Source organism: Trinickia sp. Z7 (assembly GCF_056498045.1).
On the sequence record NZ_JAUEQW010000013.1, the window covers coordinates 78,119 to 100,688 of the forward strand.

At 62.4% G+C, this 22,570-nt stretch carries 20 protein-coding genes; 14 read left to right on the plus strand and 6 right to left on the minus strand.

Features of this window, described 5'->3' with window-relative positions; genetic code table 11:
- Positions 1 to 36: 36 nt before the first annotated feature.
- Positions 37 to 324, minus strand: coding sequence for a hypothetical protein (locus QQS38_RS20240; RefSeq protein WP_479647135.1), 288 nt, complete (start codon positions 322 to 324; stop codon positions 37 to 39).
- 10 nt (positions 325 to 334) lie between these two features.
- Here QQS38_RS20240 and QQS38_RS20245 point away from each other — a divergent pair, with 10 nt between their 5' ends.
- The 6 genes from QQS38_RS20245 to QQS38_RS20270 all read left to right on the plus strand — a co-directional run bounded on the left by QQS38_RS20245 (position 335) and on the right by QQS38_RS20270 (position 6,212).
- Positions 335 to 703, plus strand: a complete 369-nt coding sequence (locus tag QQS38_RS20245) for a response regulator (RefSeq protein WP_479647136.1) — start codon at positions 335 to 337, stop codon at positions 701 to 703.
- Positions 696 to 1,319, plus strand: a complete 624-nt coding sequence (locus QQS38_RS20250) for a chemotaxis protein CheC (protein ID WP_479647137.1) — start codon at positions 696 to 698, stop codon at positions 1,317 to 1,319. The genes QQS38_RS20245 and QQS38_RS20250 overlap by 8 nt, the downstream gene beginning before the upstream one ends.
- A gap of 8 nt (positions 1,320 to 1,327) precedes the next feature.
- On the plus strand, positions 1,328 to 2,257 hold the full coding sequence (locus QQS38_RS20255) for a sensor domain-containing diguanylate cyclase (RefSeq protein WP_479647138.1): 930 nt from the start codon (positions 1,328 to 1,330) through the stop codon (positions 2,255 to 2,257).
- 277 nt (positions 2,258 to 2,534) lie between these two features.
- The gene (gene hpnD / locus QQS38_RS20260; protein ID WP_479647139.1) at positions 2,535 to 3,383 is read left to right on the plus strand and encodes a presqualene diphosphate synthase HpnD; all 849 of its coding nucleotides are present in this window, start codon (positions 2,535 to 2,537) and stop codon (positions 3,381 to 3,383) included.
- Between the two features lie 136 nt (positions 3,384 to 3,519).
- Positions 3,520 to 5,514 (plus strand): squalene--hopene cyclase, encoded by a 1,995-nt coding sequence (gene shc, locus QQS38_RS20265; RefSeq protein ID WP_479647140.1) that lies wholly within the window; start codon positions 3,520 to 3,522, stop codon positions 5,512 to 5,514.
- Positions 5,514 to 6,212: a phosphorylase gene (locus tag QQS38_RS20270; protein ID WP_479647141.1), complete on the plus strand. Its 699-nt coding sequence runs from the start codon at positions 5,514 to 5,516 to the stop codon at positions 6,210 to 6,212. Before shc ends, QQS38_RS20270 begins: the two co-directional genes overlap by 1 nt.
- A gap of 54 nt (positions 6,213 to 6,266) precedes the next feature.
- Here the strand turns inward: QQS38_RS20270 and QQS38_RS20275 are convergent, their stop codons facing one another.
- The 4 genes from QQS38_RS20275 to QQS38_RS20290 form a co-directional block, all read right to left on the minus strand.
- Positions 6,267 to 6,530 carry a PAAR domain-containing protein gene (locus tag QQS38_RS20275; protein WP_479647142.1) on the minus strand — a complete coding sequence of 88 codons (264 nt, stop codon included), beginning with the start codon at positions 6,528 to 6,530 and terminating at the stop codon, positions 6,267 to 6,269.
- Positions 6,531 to 6,633: 103 nt separating this feature from the next.
- Positions 6,634 to 7,011, minus strand: a complete 378-nt coding sequence (locus QQS38_RS20280; RefSeq protein WP_479647143.1) for a lysozyme inhibitor LprI family protein — start codon at positions 7,009 to 7,011, stop codon at positions 6,634 to 6,636.
- 51 nt (positions 7,012 to 7,062) lie between these two features.
- On the minus strand, positions 7,063 to 7,752 hold the full coding sequence (locus QQS38_RS20285; protein WP_479647144.1) for an N-acetylmuramoyl-L-alanine amidase family protein: 690 nt from the start codon (positions 7,750 to 7,752) through the stop codon (positions 7,063 to 7,065).
- A gap of 284 nt (positions 7,753 to 8,036) precedes the next feature.
- Positions 8,037 to 9,254 (minus strand): branched-chain amino acid ABC transporter substrate-binding protein, encoded by a 1,218-nt coding sequence (locus tag QQS38_RS20290; RefSeq protein ID WP_479647145.1) that lies wholly within the window; start codon positions 9,252 to 9,254, stop codon positions 8,037 to 8,039.
- 989 nt (positions 9,255 to 10,243) lie between these two features.
- On the opposite strand from QQS38_RS20290, the gene QQS38_RS20295 reads away from it, so the two are divergent.
- From QQS38_RS20295 to QQS38_RS20325, 7 genes are all read left to right on the plus strand, one after another.
- Positions 10,244 to 12,436 (plus strand): beta-glucosidase, encoded by a 2,193-nt coding sequence (locus QQS38_RS20295; protein ID WP_479647146.1) that lies wholly within the window; start codon positions 10,244 to 10,246, stop codon positions 12,434 to 12,436.
- A gap of 328 nt (positions 12,437 to 12,764) precedes the next feature.
- Positions 12,765 to 13,187, plus strand: a complete 423-nt coding sequence (locus QQS38_RS20300) for a rubrerythrin family protein (RefSeq protein WP_277429438.1) — start codon at positions 12,765 to 12,767, stop codon at positions 13,185 to 13,187.
- 127 nt (positions 13,188 to 13,314) lie between these two features.
- Complete coding sequence (locus QQS38_RS20305) at positions 13,315 to 14,652, plus strand: heterodisulfide reductase-related iron-sulfur binding cluster (RefSeq protein WP_479647147.1); 1,338 nt, start codon at positions 13,315 to 13,317, stop codon at positions 14,650 to 14,652.
- A 33-nt stretch (positions 14,653 to 14,685) separates the two neighbouring features.
- Positions 14,686 to 15,267, plus strand: coding sequence for a DUF3501 family protein (locus tag QQS38_RS20310; RefSeq protein ID WP_479647148.1), 582 nt, complete (start codon positions 14,686 to 14,688; stop codon positions 15,265 to 15,267).
- Positions 15,268 to 15,722: 455 nt separating this feature from the next.
- Entirely contained in the window at positions 15,723 to 16,763 is a 1,041-nt protein-coding gene (locus QQS38_RS20315) for a transposase (protein WP_479647149.1), read from the plus strand.
- Positions 16,764 to 17,332: 569 nt separating this feature from the next.
- On the plus strand, positions 17,333 to 18,760 hold the full coding sequence (locus QQS38_RS20320; RefSeq protein ID WP_479647150.1) for a UDP-glucose dehydrogenase family protein: 1,428 nt from the start codon (positions 17,333 to 17,335) through the stop codon (positions 18,758 to 18,760).
- A gap of 138 nt (positions 18,761 to 18,898) precedes the next feature.
- Positions 18,899 to 20,500 (plus strand): peptide chain release factor 3, encoded by a 1,602-nt coding sequence (locus tag QQS38_RS20325; protein WP_479647151.1) that lies wholly within the window; start codon positions 18,899 to 18,901, stop codon positions 20,498 to 20,500.
- Between the two features lie 46 nt (positions 20,501 to 20,546).
- Here QQS38_RS20325 and QQS38_RS20330 read toward each other — a convergent pair whose 3' ends face one another.
- Positions 20,547 to 21,446, minus strand: coding sequence for a LysR family transcriptional regulator (locus QQS38_RS20330; protein WP_479647152.1), 900 nt, complete (start codon positions 21,444 to 21,446; stop codon positions 20,547 to 20,549).
- A gap of 103 nt (positions 21,447 to 21,549) precedes the next feature.
- On the opposite strand from QQS38_RS20330, the gene QQS38_RS20335 reads away from it, so the two are divergent.
- Entirely contained in the window at positions 21,550 to 22,539 is a 990-nt protein-coding gene (locus QQS38_RS20335; RefSeq protein ID WP_479647153.1) for a zinc-dependent alcohol dehydrogenase family protein, read from the plus strand.
- Positions 22,540 to 22,570: the final 31 nt, after the last annotated feature.

A 22,570-nucleotide genomic window follows, 5' to 3' on the forward strand; every position in this document is an offset into this window, starting at 1 on the left:
CCGCATATTCTGCCAGAAATGCCCCGCTTTATTTCTTCATACAGGAGAAATCGATAAGCTTGGTTGATCGATTCTGAAATTGAAGAGTTGATTTTCCGCCGGTTTGCTCCGAGAATTTCGCTTCATTTTATGAAGGCATGATGCGCTCAATGTAGCAGGCGCACGCCGAAGCACGGTTTGCGCCGCTCTCTCGCGGCGCATTTTCGCCCCGCCGCCGGCCGCATCGCGATCGCTTGCGCGCGCCGCCCGTCGCCGCGCTTCGTTTTCCGCTAAAGAAGAGTGCCGAGCCGCCGTTAACGCGATATAGACCGTTTTCGTTTCCATCACGCTTGCCATGCCTTTGCCGATTGTGATCGCCGATGATTCCCTGCTTGCCCGTAAGGTTCTGACGAAAGCTTTGCCGGCCGACTGGGACGTCGACATCGCATACGCATCGAACGGCCGTGAGGCTCTCACGCTCTATCGCGCGGGAAAGGCCTCGGTGATGTTTCTGGACCTGACGATGCCGGACATGACCGGCTATCAAGTCCTCGAAGCGCTGCAACATGAAGACCTGAATACGTTCGTCATCGTCGTATCCGCCGACGTGCAGCCGCTCGCTCAGGAACGCGTGCGCGCGTTGGGGGCGGCCGCCTTCGTCGCCAAGCCCGTGACGCCCGAGGCAATATTGCCCATCCTCAAGGAGTACGGGTTGTATGCGTGAAAACGTGTTCACCGAAGAGCAGCGCGACGCCTTGCAGGAAATCGCCAACTTGGCGATGGGACAGGCGGCGACGCGGCTCGCGCGTCTGCTAGACACTTTCATCGAGTTGTCGGTGCCTCGCGTTCGCGTCGTGCGCGCCGAAGACGCCGCTCGCACGCTGCGGGATATGACCGGCATCGAGGAGAGCGTCACAGCCGTGCGGCAAGGGTTTCGCTCCGACCTCAAGGGCGAGGCGCTCGTCATCTGCCGCAGCAGCGGGGTCGGCCAATTGTGCGCGCTGGTGAACGATCCGTACGTCAATTCCGCCTACGATTCCGTGAGCCAAACCGAGCTGATGTTCGACGTGGCCAACGTGCTGACGGGAGCGTGCGTCTCGTGCATCCTCAATCAGCTCGACCGCACACCGATTTTTTCGGCGCCCGGCTTGCTCGGCGAAAAAATCTCGCTCGACGATGTCTTTCAATCGGACGTGCTCGCATGGAAGACGGCGTTGCTGCTCGAGGTGAACTTCGCGCTCGAAGACCAGACGTTTCGTGCTCACCTCGTGATGCTCATGGCCGAGGATTCTATTCGTCGGATGAATGAGGCGCTCGACGCGCTCCTATCCAGCCTATGACCGAAGCGATGGAGCAATCTCTCAGCGACCTGGTGATCGAACGCGTGGGCTTCGGCATTTTCGTGCTCGACCGCGACATGACGGTGCTGATGTGGAACCGGTTCATGCAGGATCACAGCGGCCAGCCTGCCGAAACGGTCGTGGGCAAATCCATTTTCGACACGTTTCCCGAATTGCCGCGCGTATGGCTGTCGCGCAAGATCGAAAGTGTGTTTCAGCTCGGCAGCTTCGCGTTCAGTTCGTGGGAGCAACGGCCCTATCTGTTCAGGTTCGATCACGACCGGCCGATTACCGGCGGCGTGGACTTCATGCAGCAAGACTGTACGTTCATGCCGCTCACGCGCGGGCGCGAAGTCGAGGCCGTCTGCGTGACGATCTCCGACGTAACGCACGTCAGCGTGGTTCAGCGCGAACGTGAGGAAGCCGTCGAAAAGCTGCAGGAATACGCCAATCGCGATGGCTTGACCGGCATCGCGAACCGGCGTTTCTTCGAGAGCCGCCTGCGCGACGAATTTCTACGCTGGCAGCGTTATGGAGGCGAGCTCTCGGTGCTGTTGTTCGACCTGGACCATTTCAAGGACATCAACGATCGCTTCGGTCATGCCGTCGGCGATACGGTACTGCGCGTGATGGCTCAACGCGTGGCAGATGCGGTGCGCGTGCAAGACACCTTCGGTCGGTTCGGCGGCGAGGAATTCGCGCTGCTGCTGCCGTGCACGCCGCTTGCCGATGCGATGATCGTCGCCGAAAAGGTTCGCATGACGATCTGCGATACACCGGTCGAAGCCGAGGGCGTGCGCGTGCCCGTCACGGCGAGCGTGGGCGGCGCGGCGGCGCGCCCGGGACTGCCCAGCTACGAGGTGCTCATCAACGAAGCCGACGCCGCGCTTTACAGCGCCAAGCGTCAGGGACGCAACCGCTCGATCGCGCTTGGCTAGCGCGCAGCGCGTTCGACGAACGAGCGTGCGCAAGCTCACGCGGGCGCGCGCATTTGCCGCCCCGGTATGCCGGGACCGAGCGGCCGCCGCGCTCGCGTCTGTGGCTCCTCAATGAAACGTTGGTATACTTTTGTCCGTTTCCGGCCCCCTTTGCCGGCGCCGCGTGCCGGTTGCCGAACTTAGCGCGTTGCGTCAATGTGGCGCGCAGTGTCCGTGGCGCGCGGCAAATCAGCATCGATTTTCATTCGCCCCGCAGGGGCGCATAGCGGAGTTCGCCTTGGCCGTTTCCAATCTCGTCGCGGACGAACCAGCAACCGACGCCGCAACCGTCACGTCGAGCAGCTCGTTCTACCTCGCAATGCGCATTCTGCCCGCGGCGCAGCGCGATGCGATGTTTCAGATCTACGCGTTTTGCCGCGCGGTCGACGATATAGCCGACAGCAGCGCGCCGCGTGCCGAACGCAGCGCCGGGCTTGCACGTTGGCGTGCGGATATCGATGCGTGCTACGACGGCGAACCCCGCCCCGCGCTGTCGGCGCTAGCGCGCCAGATTCGCGCGTTCGGCCTGCGTCGCGAGGATTTCCACGCGATGATCGACGGCATGGCGATGGATGCCGCGCAGGATATCTGCGCGCCCGATGAAGCGACGCTCGACCTATATTGTGACCGTGTCGCGAGCGCAGCGGGCCGTTTGTCGGTGAGGGTTTTCGGGATGACGGATGATGCCGGGCATGCGCTGTCGCATCATCTGGGGCGTGCGTTGCAGTTGACCAACATCTTGCGTGACATCGACGAAGATGCGGCGATCAACCGGTGTTACTTGCCGCGTGAATTGCTCGCTCGCGAAGGTATCGCTGCGACCAACCCCGTTGCGATCGCCGACGATCCATCGCTGCCGCGCGTCTGCGCGACGTTGGCGCAGCGAGCGCTTGGGCATTTTGCGCAAGCCGACGCGATCATGGACACCGCGCCGCGCAATGCGGTGCGCGCGCCGCGCATCATGTCGGGCGTCTACCGGTGCTTGCTCGAGCGGACGCTCGATCGCGGTTTCGACGTGCCGCGCACGCCGGTGACGAAGCCCCGTCTGCGCCTGTTGTGGATCGTCTTGCGCTACGCGCTCTTTTGAGCGGACGCATCGCTCGCAGTGTCGTGCGTATCGGAGTGCTGCGGCGTGCAGCGCCGGCCCTGGCCAAGGCCGAACGTAAAACCCAAATATTCGACTGCGAAGCCGCTGGCTTCGCCTGCTACCCATTGAGATGCCGATGAACGACATTTCCGCCCCTTCCGCCGTGATGGCGGCCTCGAGCGCTTCAGGCGCCGCTCAGTCGCGCGCTGCGCTCGAGACTTCGATCGCGCGCGCGACGGATGCCATCCTCGCCGATCAGCGCCCCGACGGGCATTGGGTCTACGAACTCGAAGCCGACGCGACGATTCCCGCGGAATATCTCCTGCTCGTCCACTACCTGGGCGAAGCGCCGAATGTCGAGCTCGAACGCAAGATCGTGCGGTACTTGCGCCGCATTCAACTGGCCGACGGCGGTTGGCCCCTGTTCACCGACGGCGCCATGGACGTGAGCGCGAGCGTGAAGGCCTATTTCGCGCTGAAGATGGCCGGCGAGTGCGAAGACGCCGAGCACATGCGGCGCGCGCGCGCGGCCATTCTCGGGGCGGGCGGCGCCGAGGCGGTGAACGTGTTTACGCGGATCTTGCTGGCGTTGTTCGCCATGGTGCCGTGGAGCGCCGTGCCGATGATGCCTGTGGAGATCACACTCTTGCCGCAGTGGTTTCCGTTTCATCTATCGAAGGTGTCGTATTGGGCGCGCACGGTCATCGTGCCCCTGCTCGTGCTCAATGCGCGGCGCCCGGTCGCAAAAAATCCGCTTGGCGTGCGGATCGACGAGCTCTTTCTGGGCAATCCGTCGGCGACGGGCCTATTGCCGCGCGCAGGGCATCAGAGCCGCGGGTGGTTTGCTTTCTTCCGCGTCGTGGATTCGATCCTGCGCGCGGTCGACGGGTGGTTTCCCAAGCGAACGCGCGAGCGCGCGGTGCAAAGCGCGGTGGCGTTCGTGGACGAGCGCTTGAATGGCGAGGACGGCTTGGGTGCGATTTTCCCCGCGATGGCCAATGCCGTGATGATGTACGACGCGCTGGGCTATGGACCGGACTATCCGAACCGAGCCATTGCGCGCGCCTCGCTCGACAAGCTGCTCGTGATCGGTGACGAAGAAGCGTACTGCCAGCCTTGCTTGTCGCCCGTTTGGGACACGTCGCTCGTCGCACATGCGCTGCTCGAAGTCGAGGCGCCGCGTGCGCAAGAGGCGGCGCTGCGCGGCCTGCAGTGGCTGCGCCCGCTGCAAGTGCTCGACGTGCGCGGCGACTGGATCTCGCGCCGCCCCCACGTTCGTCCCGGCGGGTGGGCGTTCCAGTACGCGAACCCGCATTATCCGGACGTCGACGACACTGCCGTCGTCGCGATGGCCATGCACCGCGCGGCCGCGCTGACGCGCTCCAATGTCGATCGCGAAGCGATCGCGCGCGCGCGTGAATGGATCGTCGGCATGCAGAGCAGCGACGGCGGATGGGGCGCTTTCGAGCCCGAGAATACGCAGTACTACCTGAACAACATTCCATTCTCGGATCATGGCGCCTTGCTCGACCCGCCGACAGCCGACGTTTCGGGCCGATGCTTGTCGATGTTGGCGCAGTTGGGCGAGCTGCCGGGCAATAGCGAGCCTGCGCGGCGCGCGTACGACTACTTGCTTGCCGAGCAAGAAGACGACGGCAGTTGGTACGGCCGCTGGGGCATGAACTACATCTACGGCACGTGGACCGCGCTAAGTGCGCTGAACGCCGCGGGCATCGCGCACGACGACGCGCGGATCAAGCGCGCGGCGCAGTGGCTCATCGCCATCCAGAACGACGATGGCGGCTGGGGGGAGGGCGGCGAGAGCTACAAGCTCGACTATCGCGGCTACGAACCGGCCGCGAGCACGGCTTCGCAAACGGCATGGGCGCTGCTGGGATTGATGGCTGCGGGCATCATCGATCATCCGGCCGTCACGCGCGGCATCGATTACCTCGTTCGGACGCAGCGCGAGCACGGCTTGTGGGACGAGACGCGCTTCACGGCCACCGGCTTTCCGCGAGTGTTCTATTTGCGCTATCACGGTTACCGCAAATTCTTCCCGCTGTGGGCGTTGGCGCGCTACCGCAATCTCACGCGTGACCGCCGCGCGCGCGTCGCGGTGGGCATGTAATGGCGATCGACGCGGCATTGCCGTTGATCGTAGTGACAGGGATGGCGTTCGAAGCGCGTATCGCGCGCGGGCCGGGCGTCGAGGTCGTGTATGCGGCGCGTGCGGATCGGCTCGAACGTGCATTGGAGCAGGCATTGGCGCGCGGTGCGCGTGGCGTGATGAGCTTCGGCACCGCGGGCGGGCTCGCACCAAACTTGGCGCCGGGTACGGTGATCGTCGCCGATGCGATCGATGGGCCGTCGGGCCGAGTGCCTGCCGATTCGGCGTGGAGCGAGCGCATCGCCTCGGCATTGCGCGCCGCGCTGCCCGGGACGCCTCTTGCGCGCGGCCTGCTGGCGGCGGTGGCCGCGCCCGTGGTGACGCAGCAGCAGAAGGCGGCGCTGCATGCCCGTACGGGTGCGCTGGCCGTCGATATGGAATCGCACATCGCGGCGGCACAGGCGGGCGCGCGTGGGCTGCCGTTTGCCGTGTGCAGAGCGATCGTCGACCCGGCGGGGCAGACCTTGCCGCCTGCGGCGACGGTGGGGCTGCGCGACGATGGCACGACTGCCCTGGGGCCGATTTTGCGTGAACTCGCGCGAGCGCCTGCGCAATTGCCCGCGATGATCCGTTTGGCCTTCGATGCGCGTGCCGCGCGAGCTTCGCTCGTTGCGGCACGGCGGGCAATGCAACATGCCGGCGCATTGAGCCCCGTGTGAAGGGGCTACGAAACGCCGGCTCTGGCAGCGCTAGCGTGATCGATCAAACGGGCGTTAGCTGCCGCCAAAACCTTGCGCCGTGGATTGAAGTACGGCGCCGCAGCTCGTCTTGTGTCCATCGAACGCTACGGCTCGGCCATCGACGATGAACTCCGTATCCCCTTCGACGATGGTGCAGTTTTGATGACCGTCCATCGGACAGGTGCAGGTGTCCCCCACACAGGCGACGGGGATGCCGTCGACCTCGAAATCCGACGCACCGGTCACGACCTTGCCGCCGTGGCTAGTTGGGTCGCCGACGCGAATCACGTTCTTCATGAGAAGGCCCTCTCGGAAATCTTATGGCCCACATTATACGAAGGATGGATATCGCAAATTGCGGGCAGCTTATCCTGCCGCCCGCGCTCGGTGCGACGCGCTGCTACTGCCCGAGCTTGTCGCTGGCGCAGCCCGTGCTGTTGCACTCGCGCTCACGTTCTTGGAGGAATGCGAGGCGTTGCTGCGTCATGTTCACGGCGCAATCCAAATTGACGAAATAGCCGCTGGGCTTTTCTTCGCTGCATTGCTGGTCGCGTTGCTTGAGCCACTGCAACTGCCCGTTCTTCAACGACGTTTGTTGGTCCGGATTCAAGTGGGTGCGCAAACGCGAGTATTGCTGATTCAAGTCGCGATCGGCCTGGGAGAAGACCGTGCTCGCGCAATAGACCTGATCGAATGCGTTACGCGGCTTGCCGCAGCCGGCGGCATGCGCCGCCAGCGGGAGGAGTGAAGCGGCTACGACAACGGCGAATTTCTTCATGATTTTTCCTTTTTATTGACACACGAAAACAGAAAGCAACCGTTCATTGCTTCACGGACGGCAATCCATGACGCCTCTGGAGATTGCGTCGGCCAGCTTGTCGATCGTGGCCGGCTGCGCCAATCGCCTTTCTTCGTCGGGATTGACGATGACGCCCGCTTCGACCAACACCGCGGGCATGCGAGCCGTTTTCAGCACGACTAAATCGTCGAATTTGTGAATACCGAGGCGCCGATCAATCAGCGGGCGGTTTTCCCCCTTGACCGGCGTCGCATGGTAAAGCGACGGCGTTTCTCCGGCAGCCTGCAAGCGCTCGCCTATCGCCTTCGCGCAAGCAAGACTTCGCTCGTAATGCGGATTGAGCTCGGAGACGAAGATCGCGTAGCCTTTGAGCGCTTTGTTGCGTCCCGAGTCGATCCACGCCTGCTGCATCGAATCGTGGTGAATGGAGATGAAGAAATCGGCTTTCGGTGCGGTGTTCGGGCGATCGGCCAAGGCGATGTCAGACCCATCCGCGCCGGTGCGGGTGACGCGATCGCCCGCCGCTTTGAGGTCGTCGGCTACGGCTTTGCTGAGGTCGAGGTTATACAAGTGCTCGACGCGGCCGCTCGCAGCCGTCGCGCCGGGATGGGCCGGCGTGTGTCCCGCATCGACGATGACCCACGCCGCGTGGCACGTGGTCGCGACGCAGGACAAACCGAAAGCGAGCGCGGCAAGGCGGTGAACGAAGGTTCTCGACATCGTATGGATTGAAGGCGAAATTAAAATCGTGATGGTGACGGGCGGGATCCGAAAGATAACGCGACGCTCTTCTCGGTCGATGTGTGCCAAGCGCATCTTTACTTCTCCGCATACGCTGCGGAGACCGCCTTGCGACGAAGCGGCATTCTAATGGATATCCACCCTTGCAGCGAGCGCGCTAATTTCTTATTCGATATTTCGCATCGTCGTAGCAAGTGCCTTTCGGTTTGTAATATGCGCGTTTCAAATGCGGACGGGCTGCGCTTTATTGTGTGACTCGCATCTCACCGCCCCCACTGGCCGTTCCCGTCAAGCCGCGCATACGGTTCGAACTTACCGTCGCGCACCGTCACGGCCATGAACGCCGCATCGACGCGATCTCCCTTCTCATCGAACGCGATGTCGCCCGTCGCTCCGTCGTACCTCTTCAGTGCATGCAACGCCGCCTCGATATCCGCGGGCTGGCTCGATTTCGCGTGCTTGATCGCTTCCGCGGTAACGCCCACCGCGTCGTACTCATACACGGAATACGGGCCCGGTTCGCGGCCATATGCTTTCCGGTAAGCTTTCACGAACTGGCGCGCGCGTGGGTTGTCGAGAAATTGCGGCAATGGGGAAGTCGTCACGATCATGCCTTCGACAGCCTCGCCACCCTTTTCGATGAGCGAGCGATCCGCCGCGCCGTTGCCCATGAAATACCCGACACCCGACTTGGCCTCACGCAAATTTCTCGCAAGCACCGCCGCCTCGGTGTAATACCCCGTGAAGTAAAGCACGTCAGGGTTCTTCTCGGCCACCGCTTTCACCGTGGCGAGGTAGTCCTTCTGTCCGGGCGAGATCGCGTCGTCATACACCACGTCGACACCGCCGCGTTTGAGCGCGCCGACCGCGCTTTGGGCGAGTCCCTGCGAGTAAGTGCTACCGTCGTTCATGACGGCCGCTCGCTTGGCATGCAATGCCCCCTTCATGAGGCTCGCCGCGAGCGCACCTTGCGCGTCGGTGCGCCCGATGGTGCGGAACGCGTTGTGCCAACCGTGTTCGGTCAGTTGCGGAAACGTCGAAGCATCCAGTACGTATGGGACATGCCGATCATGCAATACACGCAGCTCCGGCAAGGCGGCGCTCGAGCAGTACCCGCCCGCGACGGCCACTACGCCGGAAGCCGCAAGCTTGCTCGCCGCTTGCGCCGCCTGATCGGGGTCGCAAGCATCGTCTTGCGAGACCAATTCGAGCTTCTTGCCCTGTACGCCGCCGGCTGCATTGATCCGTTCCACCGCGAGCTTCGCACCATCGACGATATCGACGCCCGCGTCTTTATAGCTGCCGGACAAGGGTGCGAGAACCCCGACCTTGATCGCTTGGGCCTCTGCACCGGCGAACGCGGCCCGGGGCGGCCATCCCGCCGCCAATGCCACCGCTAGTGACGCGACAGCGTAACGAGCGAACCGGGAGCGACGCGGGACCCAACGCGCCGCGATACTACGACTTGCCTCGATCGTCATGTGTCCTCTCCTGGATGGATGTGCGCGAGACCCACGCAAGTCAACCGTACGATCGCTCCCGCCGGCGACTGCGACGCCCCATTAGCTTGCATTGTAGGCATGCGATTGGGAACTTTCGCGGCTAGCCATCGCATTCGGCAAACGCGGGCTTCATTTCAGGGGCCGGGCGAGGCTGCTCGACGCGGCAGCACCACGTGAGAAATCGAACGGCAGCAAGGTAAAGAGCCACTGCAGCACGCCGTGGTCGAATCGATGTCGGCTTCGTTCGGTCGCGCTCAAAGGCATTCGATCCAAATCGCATCGGCGCGATGTGACGAATTCCGATAAGTCAATTGACAGTCGATGAAACTATATAAGTGGATACGTTTCGCGAAAACACCGGGATCGTCGGCGCTCGGGCAAAAAATGCAAGATCAAAAGATCTCGACCGTTCGCTGACGAGCCAATAAAGATATTCAGTAACAACATAAAGTCCGACGATATAAAGCGACTACTAAAGAAGTGAAGCCGGCCCGCTCTCCTCGGCCGACTCCTGTACCGCGCTTGCGTGCCGCGCTCCGTGGCCTCACTCAGTGCGGCCGGGCCTATTGCAGGTCGCGAGCCATGCCGCGGCGCACGCCCATCTTTCTCCATCGCATCATTTTTTCCGGTGACGCTTTATGCGTCTCACATAGTCGGCGACGATAAGTAACATATGCCTATTTCCGGGTCGATATCGGAACCGATTCGAAATAGTTTCAATGGGACCTTGTAGTAAGGCTACTTATGCGCTATTACTAGTTCCGAAGTTTGGCTACATCCACGCGTCCGGCTATTTCTGCCGAAAGTCCTCATCGGCTTGAATCGCCGCTGCGCCGCATGACTCAGTTTCATCCGTAAGACGCTTTGTGCCGGGACCTCAGTCCCGCGCGTTTGCTCGCCCATGCGCGGCGTATTGCGCCCGTTGCGAAGCGGTGCATCACCAAGCCATCAATCACGGAGACAAGCCCATGCAGGCAAAACGTTTATCCCTCGCAATCGCTTCCGCTGCACTGTGTCTGTTCGCTCAATCCGCGGCGCACGCGGTCGAGCCGGTGGCCGACAGTGCGTTCATGGACGACATGGCGCATCGCCGCGCCGATATGCTGGTGCGGCAGTTGACGCTCGACGAGAAGTTGCAACTGATCCACTCGAAATACCAGATGAGCGATGTGCCGGGCGGCGGCGCAGGCTATATCCAAGGGGTGCCGCGCCTTCACATTCCCGATATCAACATGGTCGACTCGGCCACGGGCTCGGGCAGCACGGTGCAGCCGAGCACGACGTTTCCCGCGACGATCGCGCTCGCGGCCAGTTGGGATCGGTTCCTGGCTTATCGTTTCGGCGGCACCATCGCCGATCAATTGCGCGAGGAAGGCTTCTCGATGGGGCTAGGCGGGGGCACGAACCTCGCGCGCGATCCGCGCGGCGGTCGTTTGTTCGAGTATCTCGGCGAAGATCCCGTGCTTGCGGGCGAGATGCTGGCGGCGCGCACGCGCGCGACCCAGGATCATCGCGTCATCGCCACGGTCAAACACTATGTCGGCAACGAGCAGGAAACGAATCGGTTCGGCGGCAACGATACGATCGACGAGCGCACGCTGCGCGAGCTCTATCTGTTGCCCTTCGAGATTGCCGTGAAGCAGGGCCGGCCCGGCAGCGTAATGTGCAGTTACAACAAGATCAACGGCGATTACGCGTGTGAAAACTCGCACGTGCTCAACGACGTCTTGAAGGGCGATTGGCGCTTCCCGGGCCAGGTGCAATCGGATTGGGGCGCCGCTCACAGCACGGCCAAGGCCATCAACGCAGGGCTGGACGAGGAAGAAGATGTCGGCCCGACCGTATTTCTGACTCCTGATCTCGTCAAGCAGGCGCTGACCGGCAATCAGATCACGCAAGCACGCCTGGACGACATGGTGCGGCGCAAGCTCTATGTCATGATTCGCACGGGTGTGATGGACGACCCGGCCAAAGGCGGCCAGCCGATCGATTTCGACGCCGCTCGACGTTTCGCGCAGCACGCGGAAGAGCAATCGATCGTGCTCCTAAAGAATCAAGATCGGCAGTTGCCGCTCGATGCGGCCAGCGTGAAGAAGATCGCGGTCATCGGCGGGCACGCCGACGTCGGTGTCATCACCGGCGGCGGCTCGGGCGATACGCGCGATCCCGTGACCGGCGCATTCCCCGGTTGCGGCGGGCTCACCTTCCCGACGTCGACGGGTTGCAGCTGGTGGCCGAACCCATGGATCAAGGTGCCCACGCCCCTCACGGCGGCCATCAAGAATCTCGCTCCGGGGGCGACGGTCACGTTCGCCGGCAGTGAAGACATGCAATCGCCGTTCAGGGCGTACACGCAACAGGAAATCGATGCGGCCGTGAACTTGGCGCGGCAGTCCGATGTCGCGATCGTCGTCGTCACGCAACCTTCCGGCGAGGACTTCGGCGAGTTGTACAGCCTGGCGCTTTCCAATCCGTCGAATCAGGACGCCCTTGTCCAGGCCGTGGCGCAGGCCAACCCTCACGTGATCGTCGTGCTCGAAAATGGAAACCCGGTTCTGATGCCCTGGAAGGATCAAGTGTCTTCCATCGTCGAAGCCTGGTACCCGGGCGAAGGCGGCGGCAATGCGATCGCCAACGTGCTGTTCGGCAAGGTCAATCCTTCGGGCAAGCTGCCGGTCACGTTCCCCTTGCGCGATGCGGATACGCCTACCTGGAACAACGGCACGCCTGCACAAAACCCGGTCTACGCCGAAGGCCTCAAGATGGGCTATCGCTGGTACGACGCGCAAAACATCCAGCCGATGTTCCCGTTCGGGCATGGTCTGTCGTACACGCACTTCGCTTATTCGGATCTGCGCGTTCATCCCAACTTCGACGGTTCGACGACGGTCTCGTTCTCGCTGCGCAACGATGGTCCCGTGGCCGGCGCCGAAGTCCCGCAGGTCTACCTGGCAGGTTTGAGCGATCCGGTCGAACCGCCGAAGCGCCTGGTCGGATGGGAGAAGGTTAGCCTGAACCCGGGTGAGATGCGCCGTGTGCGCGTGACGGTGCCCGCACAAATGCGGCGTATCTGGGACACGAGCAAAAACGGTTGGAAGATCGCCAATGGCGGGCGGTTCTACGTAGGCGCTTCGTCGCGTGACATCCGTCTCGAGCAATAGCGATCGGAGGAACAGTTAGGAGCGCTAATCGACGCCTGCGCCAGCCGCAGCCTGTGACGGTCGATCGAGCACGCCTCGGTCGGCCGTTTCCGCTATTCGGGTCCGCACGCTGTCGCGCTGCGATGAGAATCGAGCGATGTCCCGACGGGACGAGCAAGCACTATCGCCCGCATAGAAATTGCCAATTGGGGAACGGTTTGCGTTCATCCTAGATTCAATATGCGACGCGCTGCCTCGCGCCCGATGTTGCGCGCGCGCTCCCCATACCGCAGAGGATGATCGGCCGCCAGAGCCGACGCGCGGGTCCTGTCCATGAAGGAGGCTCACAATGGCTCAGTTGAAAGGCTCCAAGACGGAAGACAATCTCAAGGCTGCGTTTGCCGGCGAATCGCAAGCGAATCGCCGTTACCTCTATTTCGCGGCGAAAGCCGATGTCGAGGGTCAAAACGACGTGGCGGCGCTGTTTCGCTCCACGGCCGAAGGCGAGACGGGACATGCTCACGGTCACCTGGAATATCTCGAAGCGGTAGGCGATCCGGCCACGGGACTGCCGTTCGGCACCTCGCGGCAAAACCTGCAAGCGGCCATCGCGGGAGAAACGCACGAATACACCGACATGTATCCGGGCATGGCGAAAACCGCGCGCGAGGAAGGCTTCGACGAGATCGCCAATTGGTTCGAGACGCTTGCCAAGGCGGAGCGAAGCCACGCGAATCGCTACACGAAAGCGCTGGAAGCCTTGTCCGATTGATCGCGGGTTGCACTGTCGTCCATCGTTCGCCACGGGGCGGCCTGCGTCGCGCGAATAAGGCGCGGTTCGGACCGGCCGGCGTCGAGCGCTGCTTGCGGCAGCCACAGGACAGTCAGGGAGCGCAGCCATGCCCCACAAAGAAGGCAGTCTCGAGGCGCCTACGCGCCATCCGCTCGATTGGCGCTCCCCGGACTTCTACGATCAAGCCGCGATCGATACGGAGCTCGCTCGCGTTTTCGATATCTGCGCCGGCTGCCGGCGCTGCGTGTCGTTATGCGGCGCATTTCCTACGCTGTTCGACCTCGTCGACGCAACCGACAGCGGCGAGGCTCATGATGTCGAACGCAGCGCGTTCCCGAAGGTGGTCGATCAGTGCTACCTCTGCGACCTTTGCTACATGACGAAGTGCCCCTACGTCCCCCCGCACCCGTGGGGCGTGGATTTTCCACATCTCATGCTGCGTGCCAAGGCGGCGCGTTATCGACGCGGCGAAGTGGCACTGCGCGACAGACTGATTTCCAACACCGATGCGCTAGGCCATTTGGCGGGCATTCCCGTGGTCACGCAGGCCGTGAATGCGATCAATGACACCAAGCCCGCGCGTGCCGCAATGGAGCGTACGCTGGGTGTCGATCGCAACGCCTGGCTGCCATCGTACGCGGTGCGAAAGTTTCGCCCGCATGCGAAGCCTTCGCCCGAACGCACGGTGCGCGACGGCGAGCGTACGCCGGGGAAGGTAGCCATCTACGCGACTTGCTACGTCAACTTCAACGAGCCGGGCATCGGCCACGATTTGCTTGCCGTGCTCGAACACAACGAGATCGCGTACGTGCTCGTCGATAAGGAGGCGTGTTGCGGCATGCCGTTGCTCGAACAAGGCAACTTAGAGGGCGTGGCGGCCAAAAAGGAAAAGAACATCCCTGTGCTCGCCCGTTATGCCGATCAAGGCTTCGCGCTACTCGCGGCGATCCCGAGCTGCGTGTTGATGTACAAGCAGGAGTTGCCGTTGATGTTTCCTGACGACGCGCAGGTGCGTGCCGTGGCCGAAGCGTTCTGGGATCCGTTCGAGTACTTCGTCGCGCGTCATAAGGACGGCCTGTTGAAGACAGATTTCGTGCATGCGTTGGGCGCCGTGTCGTATCACGTGCCCTGTCACGGGCGCGTGCAGAACCTGGGCCGAAAAACGTACGACATGCTTTCCTTGATACCGGGAACCGAGCTGAAGGTGGTCGAGCGCTGCTCGGGACATGCGGGCACGTTCGGTGTGAAGAAGGCATTTCATGCGACCGCGATGCAAATCGGTAAGCCCGTTTTCAAGGCGATGTCCGAACCGCTGCCTGCCTACATTGCGTCGGACTGCCAACTCGCGGGCCATCATATCGCCCAAGGTATCGAAGCGCAGGGAGTGGAAGGGCCGCAGCTCGCCCATCCATTGACGCTTCTGCGCAAAGCATACGGAATTTAGGGCGCCGGTTTATGCAGTTGCGAGGAAATGTAAATGACCATCTCACGCAATTCCTTATTGACGCTCGAAGCCTACGCAAAGATTCGTGACCGCGTGCGCGCCGAAGTGATCGAGCATAAGAAAAGGCGGTACGTTCAACTCGGCAATCATCTGACTTTTCTGTTCGAAGATGAAACGACCATCCGCTATCAGATACAAGAAATGCTGCATATAGAAAAAATTTTCGACGAAGAGGGAATTGCTGCCGAGTTGGCGGCGTATTTACCGCTCGTACCGGACGGTAACAATTTCAAAGCCACCATGCAAATCGAGTACGAGAACGAAGCCGAACGGCGCGCGGCACTGGCGCGCCTAATCGGCATAGAGCGCCGGGTGTTCGTGCGGATTGGGAACGAGGCGCCGGTCTACGCAATCGCGGACGAAGATTTGCCGCGAGACAATAGTGAAAAAACTTCCGCTGTTCATTTTCTTCGTTTCGAATTGACCGATTCGCAAAGGCGTGCCGCTCGGGCCGGTGCACCGCTGGCGTTGGGCTGCGATCACGCCCATTACCCCGTGGCGGCGTGCGAAATCAAGCCGGATGTCGCGAGATCGCTGGTGGCCGATCTGCATTGAAATTGGGGCACGCTTGCATCGCGCAAACGGTTGCGCGTTCGATTTATTGCGCGAGATGACAGACTTGCTCGTCATTATGATCGCTGAAATCGTTTTGGAATCACTTCGTTACATATCGCCCGATTGCCGTCCGCAAAAAATATTCTAATATTGACACCTCTCACAGGAATTCACACCGAGCAGGGTGCCTCGCTCGGATGATTGGCTATGCGCAATATTTAGCGTGGCATGATTTTTGTTACACCGTGTCGATGGTATGCTTTCTGCGTTATTTCCCATGCACGAGCGAGAACGCCTTTTGTGCGTCAACCGAGGGCAAAACCGCACAGACCATGTGCGATTTTGATTCGCAGTAACACCAGAACAAAACAATGTGTGCAACCTGGCGGTCGTCGGGAGTAGGCCATTTTCGTCGACCAAGTGTCGCAGCCGGGCCAGGCTGCGTGGAGAAAAACATGTTCTTTGAGGAATTGACCGACGACGAGTGGGCTCGTCTAGCGCCGCTGGCGGCCGACGAGCCTGTGCATCCGCATCGCCGCGGCCGGCCTCGGGCCGAACCGCGCGTCGTGGCGAACGCGGTGCTTTGGATATTGACTACAGGCGAGCGGTGGTCCAAATTGCCGGCTCGCTATCCCTCCGGCCCGACCTGCCGGCGCCGGTTCGACGACTGGTTGGCCGATGGCACCTTAAGCAAGATCATCAAGGTGCTATCGGAGTTCGGCCGTACGTTCGCCTATGTGCCGCAGCCCGAGGCGGCCGCACAGACCGTGGCGCCCAAGGCCGCCGCGCCCGTACCGGCGCCCCAGTCGCCGCGCTTGCGCGGCGTGTTCTGGACGAATCCGGAATCGTGGCAATCGACGAACGGCGAGGTCGACGGGCACGAGGCGAACGAGCGGGGCGCCGCAATGAACGCCTGCGCCCATACCGCGCGCGGCGAGGCTCCGGTCGCTTCGTCTCGGCGCGCGCCCACGCCCGGCGTGCAGTTGCGCGCGAGCGACGAGCGTTCGCACGACACACAGGTCGTCGATTCGACGGTAGTGACCAAGCGTTCCGAGGAATACCGGCATCACATGATTCACGCGTCGGCTCAACCCGTCGCGAAGCAGTTTCAACTCAGTTTTCGGGCGTCGGCCGAAATCGTCAAGGACGGCCGGCGCGTCGAACGCTCCGGCTTGATCGGCCCGCGGTTCACCGATCGCGACAGCGCCGAGCGCTACGCCCTGGATTGGGCCCGGGATTGGATCGATCGACACGAAGCTGCCGCTCAGCCGCGCCTCGAAGTCGTCGCCAATGCCAGCGCGGCGCCGCAACCCAATGCGCAAGCGATGCCCGAGGCCGAGACCGACGCCCCCGCGACTGTGGCTGCTTCGCAAGCCGCGCCAGCGACGATCGAGCCAAGCTTGATCCGCAGCAACCGTACGCCCGATTGGCTGCGGCACGCCCACGCGGATGGCCGCGGCGATGCGAAGCCGCCCGAGGTGCTGTACCACGCCTGAGCGGAGCGCGCGAGGCTGCTCGCGCTCGTGATACCTGCCCTGCGGCTCGGCCGTGCGCGCTGAATGCAAGCGCGTGCGGCCTTCGGCATGCGCGGCGCTCCTAACGGAACTTGCCCCGCAACAAGCGCGACCGGCGCTCGTCCCCCTATGGCAGGACCGGCTCACCATCGCGTGCCGGTACCCTCGGCATGGGCCCCATTGGGCGATTGCGTCGACATCGCGCGGGCCTTCAGCGCATTCGCCCTCGCGGGGACAACTAGACATCGAGAAGGTCACATCATCACCTGGCGTTGACACCATCAAAGTGTGACAGGAAGTAAATCGACAAAAAAACCGTAACCGACTTTCGCCGGTGCATAGAACCGATTGCTTGCGTGTGCCACAAAAAAATCCGAAAAGATTATCGGCTCGTGCGAAGTTCGAAATTTTGACGGTATTTTTCTGGCCTTGCTGTCAGCTTTTTGTTAGTGCCTGATAACCGCTCTGCCGGTGGGCCGCGCGCATACGCGCAGCGCCCCGCCATGATCCATTGCACCCCGTTTCTCGTTGTTTCTTGAAGGGCCACCACCATGAATGTGACCATCATCGGCTGCGGCTACGTCGGCCTCGTGACGGCGGCTTGCCTTGCCGACGTCGGCAACGACGTCTGTTGCTTCGACGTCGATCGGGACAAGATCGATTTGCTCGAGTCGGGGGGCATTCCGATTCACGAACCTGGCTTGCACGAAATCGTCGCACGCAACAAGACAGCAGGGCGGCTGTCGTTCACCACCGATCCGCATCGCGCGATGACGCAGCGCGAAGCGATCTTCATCGCCGTCGGTACGCCAAGCGGCGAAGACGGCTCTGCCGATCTGCAATACGTGCTGGCCGCGGCCAGCGAAATCGGTCGCTACATCGAGGGCTTCACTGTCGTCGTCGACAAATCGACAGTGCCGGTGGGGACCGCCCGCCGCGTGCGCGACGCCATTGCCGAGCAATTGGCGCAGCGCGGCGTGGACTGCATGTTCTCGGTCGTTTCGAACCCCGAGTTCCTGAAGGAAGGGGCGGCGATCGAAGACTTCACGCGGCCGGAGCGGATCGTCGTGGGATGCGATGAAGACGTTCCAGGGGAGCGTGCGAGAGAGACGATGAAGCGCCTCTATGCACCGTTCAACCGCAATCGCGAACGCATGCTGTTCATGGACGTGCGCTCGGCGGAGTTCACGAAGTACGCCGCTAACGCCATGCTGGCCACACGCATCTCCTTCATGAACGAGCTTGCGAATTTGGCCGAGCGCGTGGGCGCCGACATCGAGTCCGTGCGTCGCGGCATCGGGTCCGATCCGCGCATCGGCTATCACTTCCTCTATGCGGGCTGCGGTTACGGCGGGTCGTGCTTTCCGAAGGATGTGCGCGCGCTGATGCAGACTGCGCACGACTACGGACATTCGCTGCGCATTCTTGACGCGGTATCGTCGGTTAACGCCGCGCAGAAGCAAGTGCTCGTCAACAAAATCGTGGCGCGCTTCGGCGAAGACTTGAGCGACTGCGTATTCGGCGTGTGGGGCCTCGCATTCAAGCCGGGCACCGACGATATGCGCGAAGCGCCGAGCCGGGTCGTGATTGCAGCGTTGCTCGAGCGTGGCGCCCGTGTCGTCGCGTTCGATCCGGTCTCGATGAAAGAAGCCAAGCGGGCATTCGCTGCCGATCTACGAAGCGAACCCGCCGCACTCGCCCGGCTGACGTTCGTCGAAGATCAAATGGACGTAGCGGCCGCCGCCGATGCGCTCGTCGTGCTGACCGAGTGGAAAGCGTTCAAGAGCCCGGATTTCGACAGTCTCAAAGCGCGGCTCAAGCAGCCCATCGTGTTCGACGGGCGCAATCTGTACGAGCCGAGCGCGATGGAGGAGATCGGCATCGAGTATTACTCGATCGGCCGCCCGTGCAGCGGCGCGCCGCTGCACGAGGAAGCGGTTGATCCTCGGGGCGCCCCGGTCGCCGCATTCGGACGGTGAGGGTTTCCGGGAAGCATTGATCGGCGGCGGTTTCGTTTCGGCGCGAAATCGTGCGCCGGCGCCGGTTCGAGCGCGCGGGTGGGCGAGCGTGTATCATCGCCCCCGCGCCGCTCAAATCCCGAATATCCCCCGATCACGATGTCAGTTGCCGAACTCAAGCGCCGCCGCACGTTTGCGGTCATTTCCCACCCCGATGCGGGTAAAACCACGCTCACCGAAAAGCTTCTGCTGTTTTCGGGTGCGATCCAGATCGCGGGCACCGTTAAGGGTCGGAAGAGCAATCGCTATGCGACTTCCGATTGGATGGAGATCGAAAAGCAGCGCGGCATCTCGGTGGCGAGTTCGGTCATGCAGTTCGAATACGGCGACGCCGTCATCAATCTGCTCGATACCCCGGGCCACGAAGATTTCTCTGAAGATACGTATCGCGTTCTGACCGCGGTCGACGCCGCGGTCATGGTGATCGACGGCGCCAACGGCGTCGAAGCGCAAACCCTGAAGCTGCTCGAGGTCTGCCGCAGCCGCCGCACGCCGATCGTCACGTTCATCAACAAGCTCGATCGGGAAGTGCGCGCGCCGCTCGATCTGCTCGACGAAATCGAGCAGCATCTCGGCGTGTCCGCCGTGCCGTTCACCTGGCCTATCGGCATGGGCAAGGAATTCCAAGGTGTGTACGACATTACTCGCGATCAGGTGCGGGTTTTCCGTGCGGGGCAGGACACGGCCGGCGGCGCCGTCGAGACGTTGTCGAGCCCGAGCGATGAAGAAGGCGAACGGCGTTTCGGCTTTGCCTGGAAGAAGGCGAAGGAAGAAATCGACCTCATTTGCGCGGCGACACCCGCGTTCGATCGTGAAGCGTTTCTGGCGGGTCAGCAATCGCCCGTGCTGTTCGGTTCGGCGATCAACAACTTCGGCGTCAAGGAAATTCTCGACGCGCTGGTCGAACTCGCGCCGCCGCCGTCGATGCGCATGGCCGTGCAGCGACCGGTCCAGCCCGACGAGACGAAGTTCACCGGCGTCGTATTCAAGGTGCAAGCCAACATGGATCTGGCGCACCGCGACCGCGTCGCGTTCATCCGGGTGTGCTCGGGGCGTTTCGAGCGCGGCATGGCGCTCAAAGTGACGCGCTCGGGCAAGACGTTCCGCGCCAACAACGTGGTGACGTTTCTGTCGCAGCGGCGCGAAACCGTGAGCGAGGCGTACCCCGGAGACATCATCGGCATTCCCAACCATGGCACGCTGAGCCTGGGCGATACGCTCACCGAAGGCGAAATGCTGCAATTCGTCGGTTTGCCGTTCTTCGCGCCGGAGATTTTCCAAACCGTCGAAGTCGTCGATCCGATGCGCGCGAAGCAATTGGGCGAGGCGCTCAAGCAACTCGGTGAAGAAGGTGCGATTCAGGTCTTTCGTCCCGCCCATGGCGGCTCGATCATTCTCGGGGCCGTGGGGCAATTGCAGTTCGAGGTCGTCTCGCACCGGCTATCGGCCGAATACAAGGTCGACGTGCGCATCATGCCCGCTCGCTATCGGATGTCGCGCTGGGTAACCTGCAGCGACCCCGCGGAGTTGCGGCGGTTCACCGATGCCTACGCCGCCCGCATGGCGCTGGACGCTGCTAACGCGCCCACGTACCTGGCTTCGCATATCTCCGAGATCGAAGTCGCGCAAAAAGCGTGGCCGAACATTGTCTTCAACGAGTTGCGCGAGCATTCGGGTGCGCCGTTCAAGAAGAACATGTAAGAGGCGGGTAGAACGCGTTCAGGCTCCCGGGTCCGCCGCGGCCCGGCTAGTCCATGAGAGCGGGCAGTTGCGCGACGAGCGCATCGACGGCGAGCCGCACGCGCAACGGTAGATGCGGCGTCTGCATCCACAGCGCATAGGCGTCGTAAAGAAATTCGCGTCGATCAGGCAGCAGTTGCACGAGCGTACCCGCACGGATTCGTTCGCGCACGAGCCAGTGCGGCACCCAGGCGAAGCCCATCCCATCGGCCGCCGCATCGGCGATGGCATCGAGATCGTCGAGCCGAATCCGGTTCGATGGCATGACTTCGTCGACGATGCCGTCCTCGCGCGGAAATAGCCACGGGCGAATGCGCCCCGAGCGGCGGTAGATCACGGCCTGATGTCGCGCTAGCGCTGCGAGGTCGCGAGGCCGCCCATGCGCTTTCAAATATCGCGGCGCGGCGCATACCACCATGCGCTGTCGCGCCACACGCCGGGCCACGACGCCGGCGTGGTCTTCGAGATCCCCCGTTCGTATCGCGAGCTCGTAGTCGCCCTCGGCCAAATCGACGAAGCGGTCGTTGAACGACAGATCGAGTTCCAGTGACGGATGCCGTTTCGCCAGTTCGTAAAGGATCGGCGCGACGCAGCGCCGGCCGAAATGCACGGGCATCGTCACGCGCAGCTTGCCGCGCGGCTCCGACAGTTGATCCGCGGCGAGTGCATCGGCGGCTTGAGCTTCTGCGAGCACGATGCGGCAGCGCTCGTAATAGGCGCGCCCGAACTCCGTCAGGGCTTGCCTGCGTGTCGTGCGCGTCAGCAAGCGCACACCGAGCCGCTCTTCGAGAAACCGGACATGCTTGCCGACCATCGGCCCCGATAGCTCGAGGGCATCGGCCGCGGCGGCGAAGGAGCCGAGATCGACGGCCTTGACGAACACCTCCATGCTGGTAAGACGATCCATGATTCGAAACCAATGGTTATTACTGTTTTAGTCGATGGAGCTTTTTTGCCAAAACGACTGCGCTCATAGTGTATTCAATCCATTTACTTTCGAGTGATTCGATATGACACGCGTCGTTCGTTTTCATCTTCACGGTGGCCCTGAAGTGCTGCGCATCGAAGAGATCGATCTGCCGAGCCCAGCGGGCGGTGAAGTGCAAATTCGCGTCAAGGCGCTCGGGCTCAATCGCGCCGAGACGCTGCTGCGCAAAGGGACATACATCGAGCCGGCTACGTTCCCGTCCGGGCTCGGCTTGGAGGCTGCGGGCATCGTCGAGACGGTTGGGGATGGCGTGGAGGGTTTCGCGCCCGGCGATGCGGTGAACATCGTGCCGCCGTTGTCGATGGTGCGGTGGCCGGCCTACGGCGAGCGGGCCAATTTTCCGGCCGAGCTCGTCGTCAAGCATCCGCCGGCGCTCGGGTGGGAAGAGGCTGCCGCCGTCTGGATGTCCTATTTGACCGCCTATGGCGCGCTGATCGATATCGCGGCGCTCGCCCAGGAGGAGTTCGTCGTCGTGACGGCCGCGTCGAGCAGCGTCGGCCTGGCGGCGATTCAGATCGCCAATGCGGTTGGCGCGGTCCCTATCGCCGTGACGCGCAGTTCCGCCAAACGGCAAGCATTGTTGGAACAGGGCGCCGCTCATGTGCTCGCGTCGGCCGAAGAGGACCTCGGGGCCCGCTTGAGCGACATTGCGGGGGCGGCAGGCATTCGCGTCGTATTCGATGCGGTGGGCGGTCCCATCTTCGAACCGTTGACGGCCGCGATGGCACGCGGCGGCATCCTGATCGAGTACGGCGGCCTCAGCGCACAGCCGACGCCGTTCCCGCTATTCGCGGTCCTGAGTAAGACGCTGACCTTGCGCGGTTATCTCGTGCATGAGGTCGTTAGCAGTCCTAAGCGATTGTGCGCGGCGAAAGCGTTCATTACGCGCGGACTCGAATCGGGCGCGTTGCGGCCGGTGATCGCGAGGACGTTCGCCTTCGAGGATATCGTCGCGGCGCATCGCTTCTTGGAGTCGAACGAGCAGATGGGCAAGATCGTCGTTACGGTGTAAGCCGCTTTATGCGCATAAATCATGTTGTATG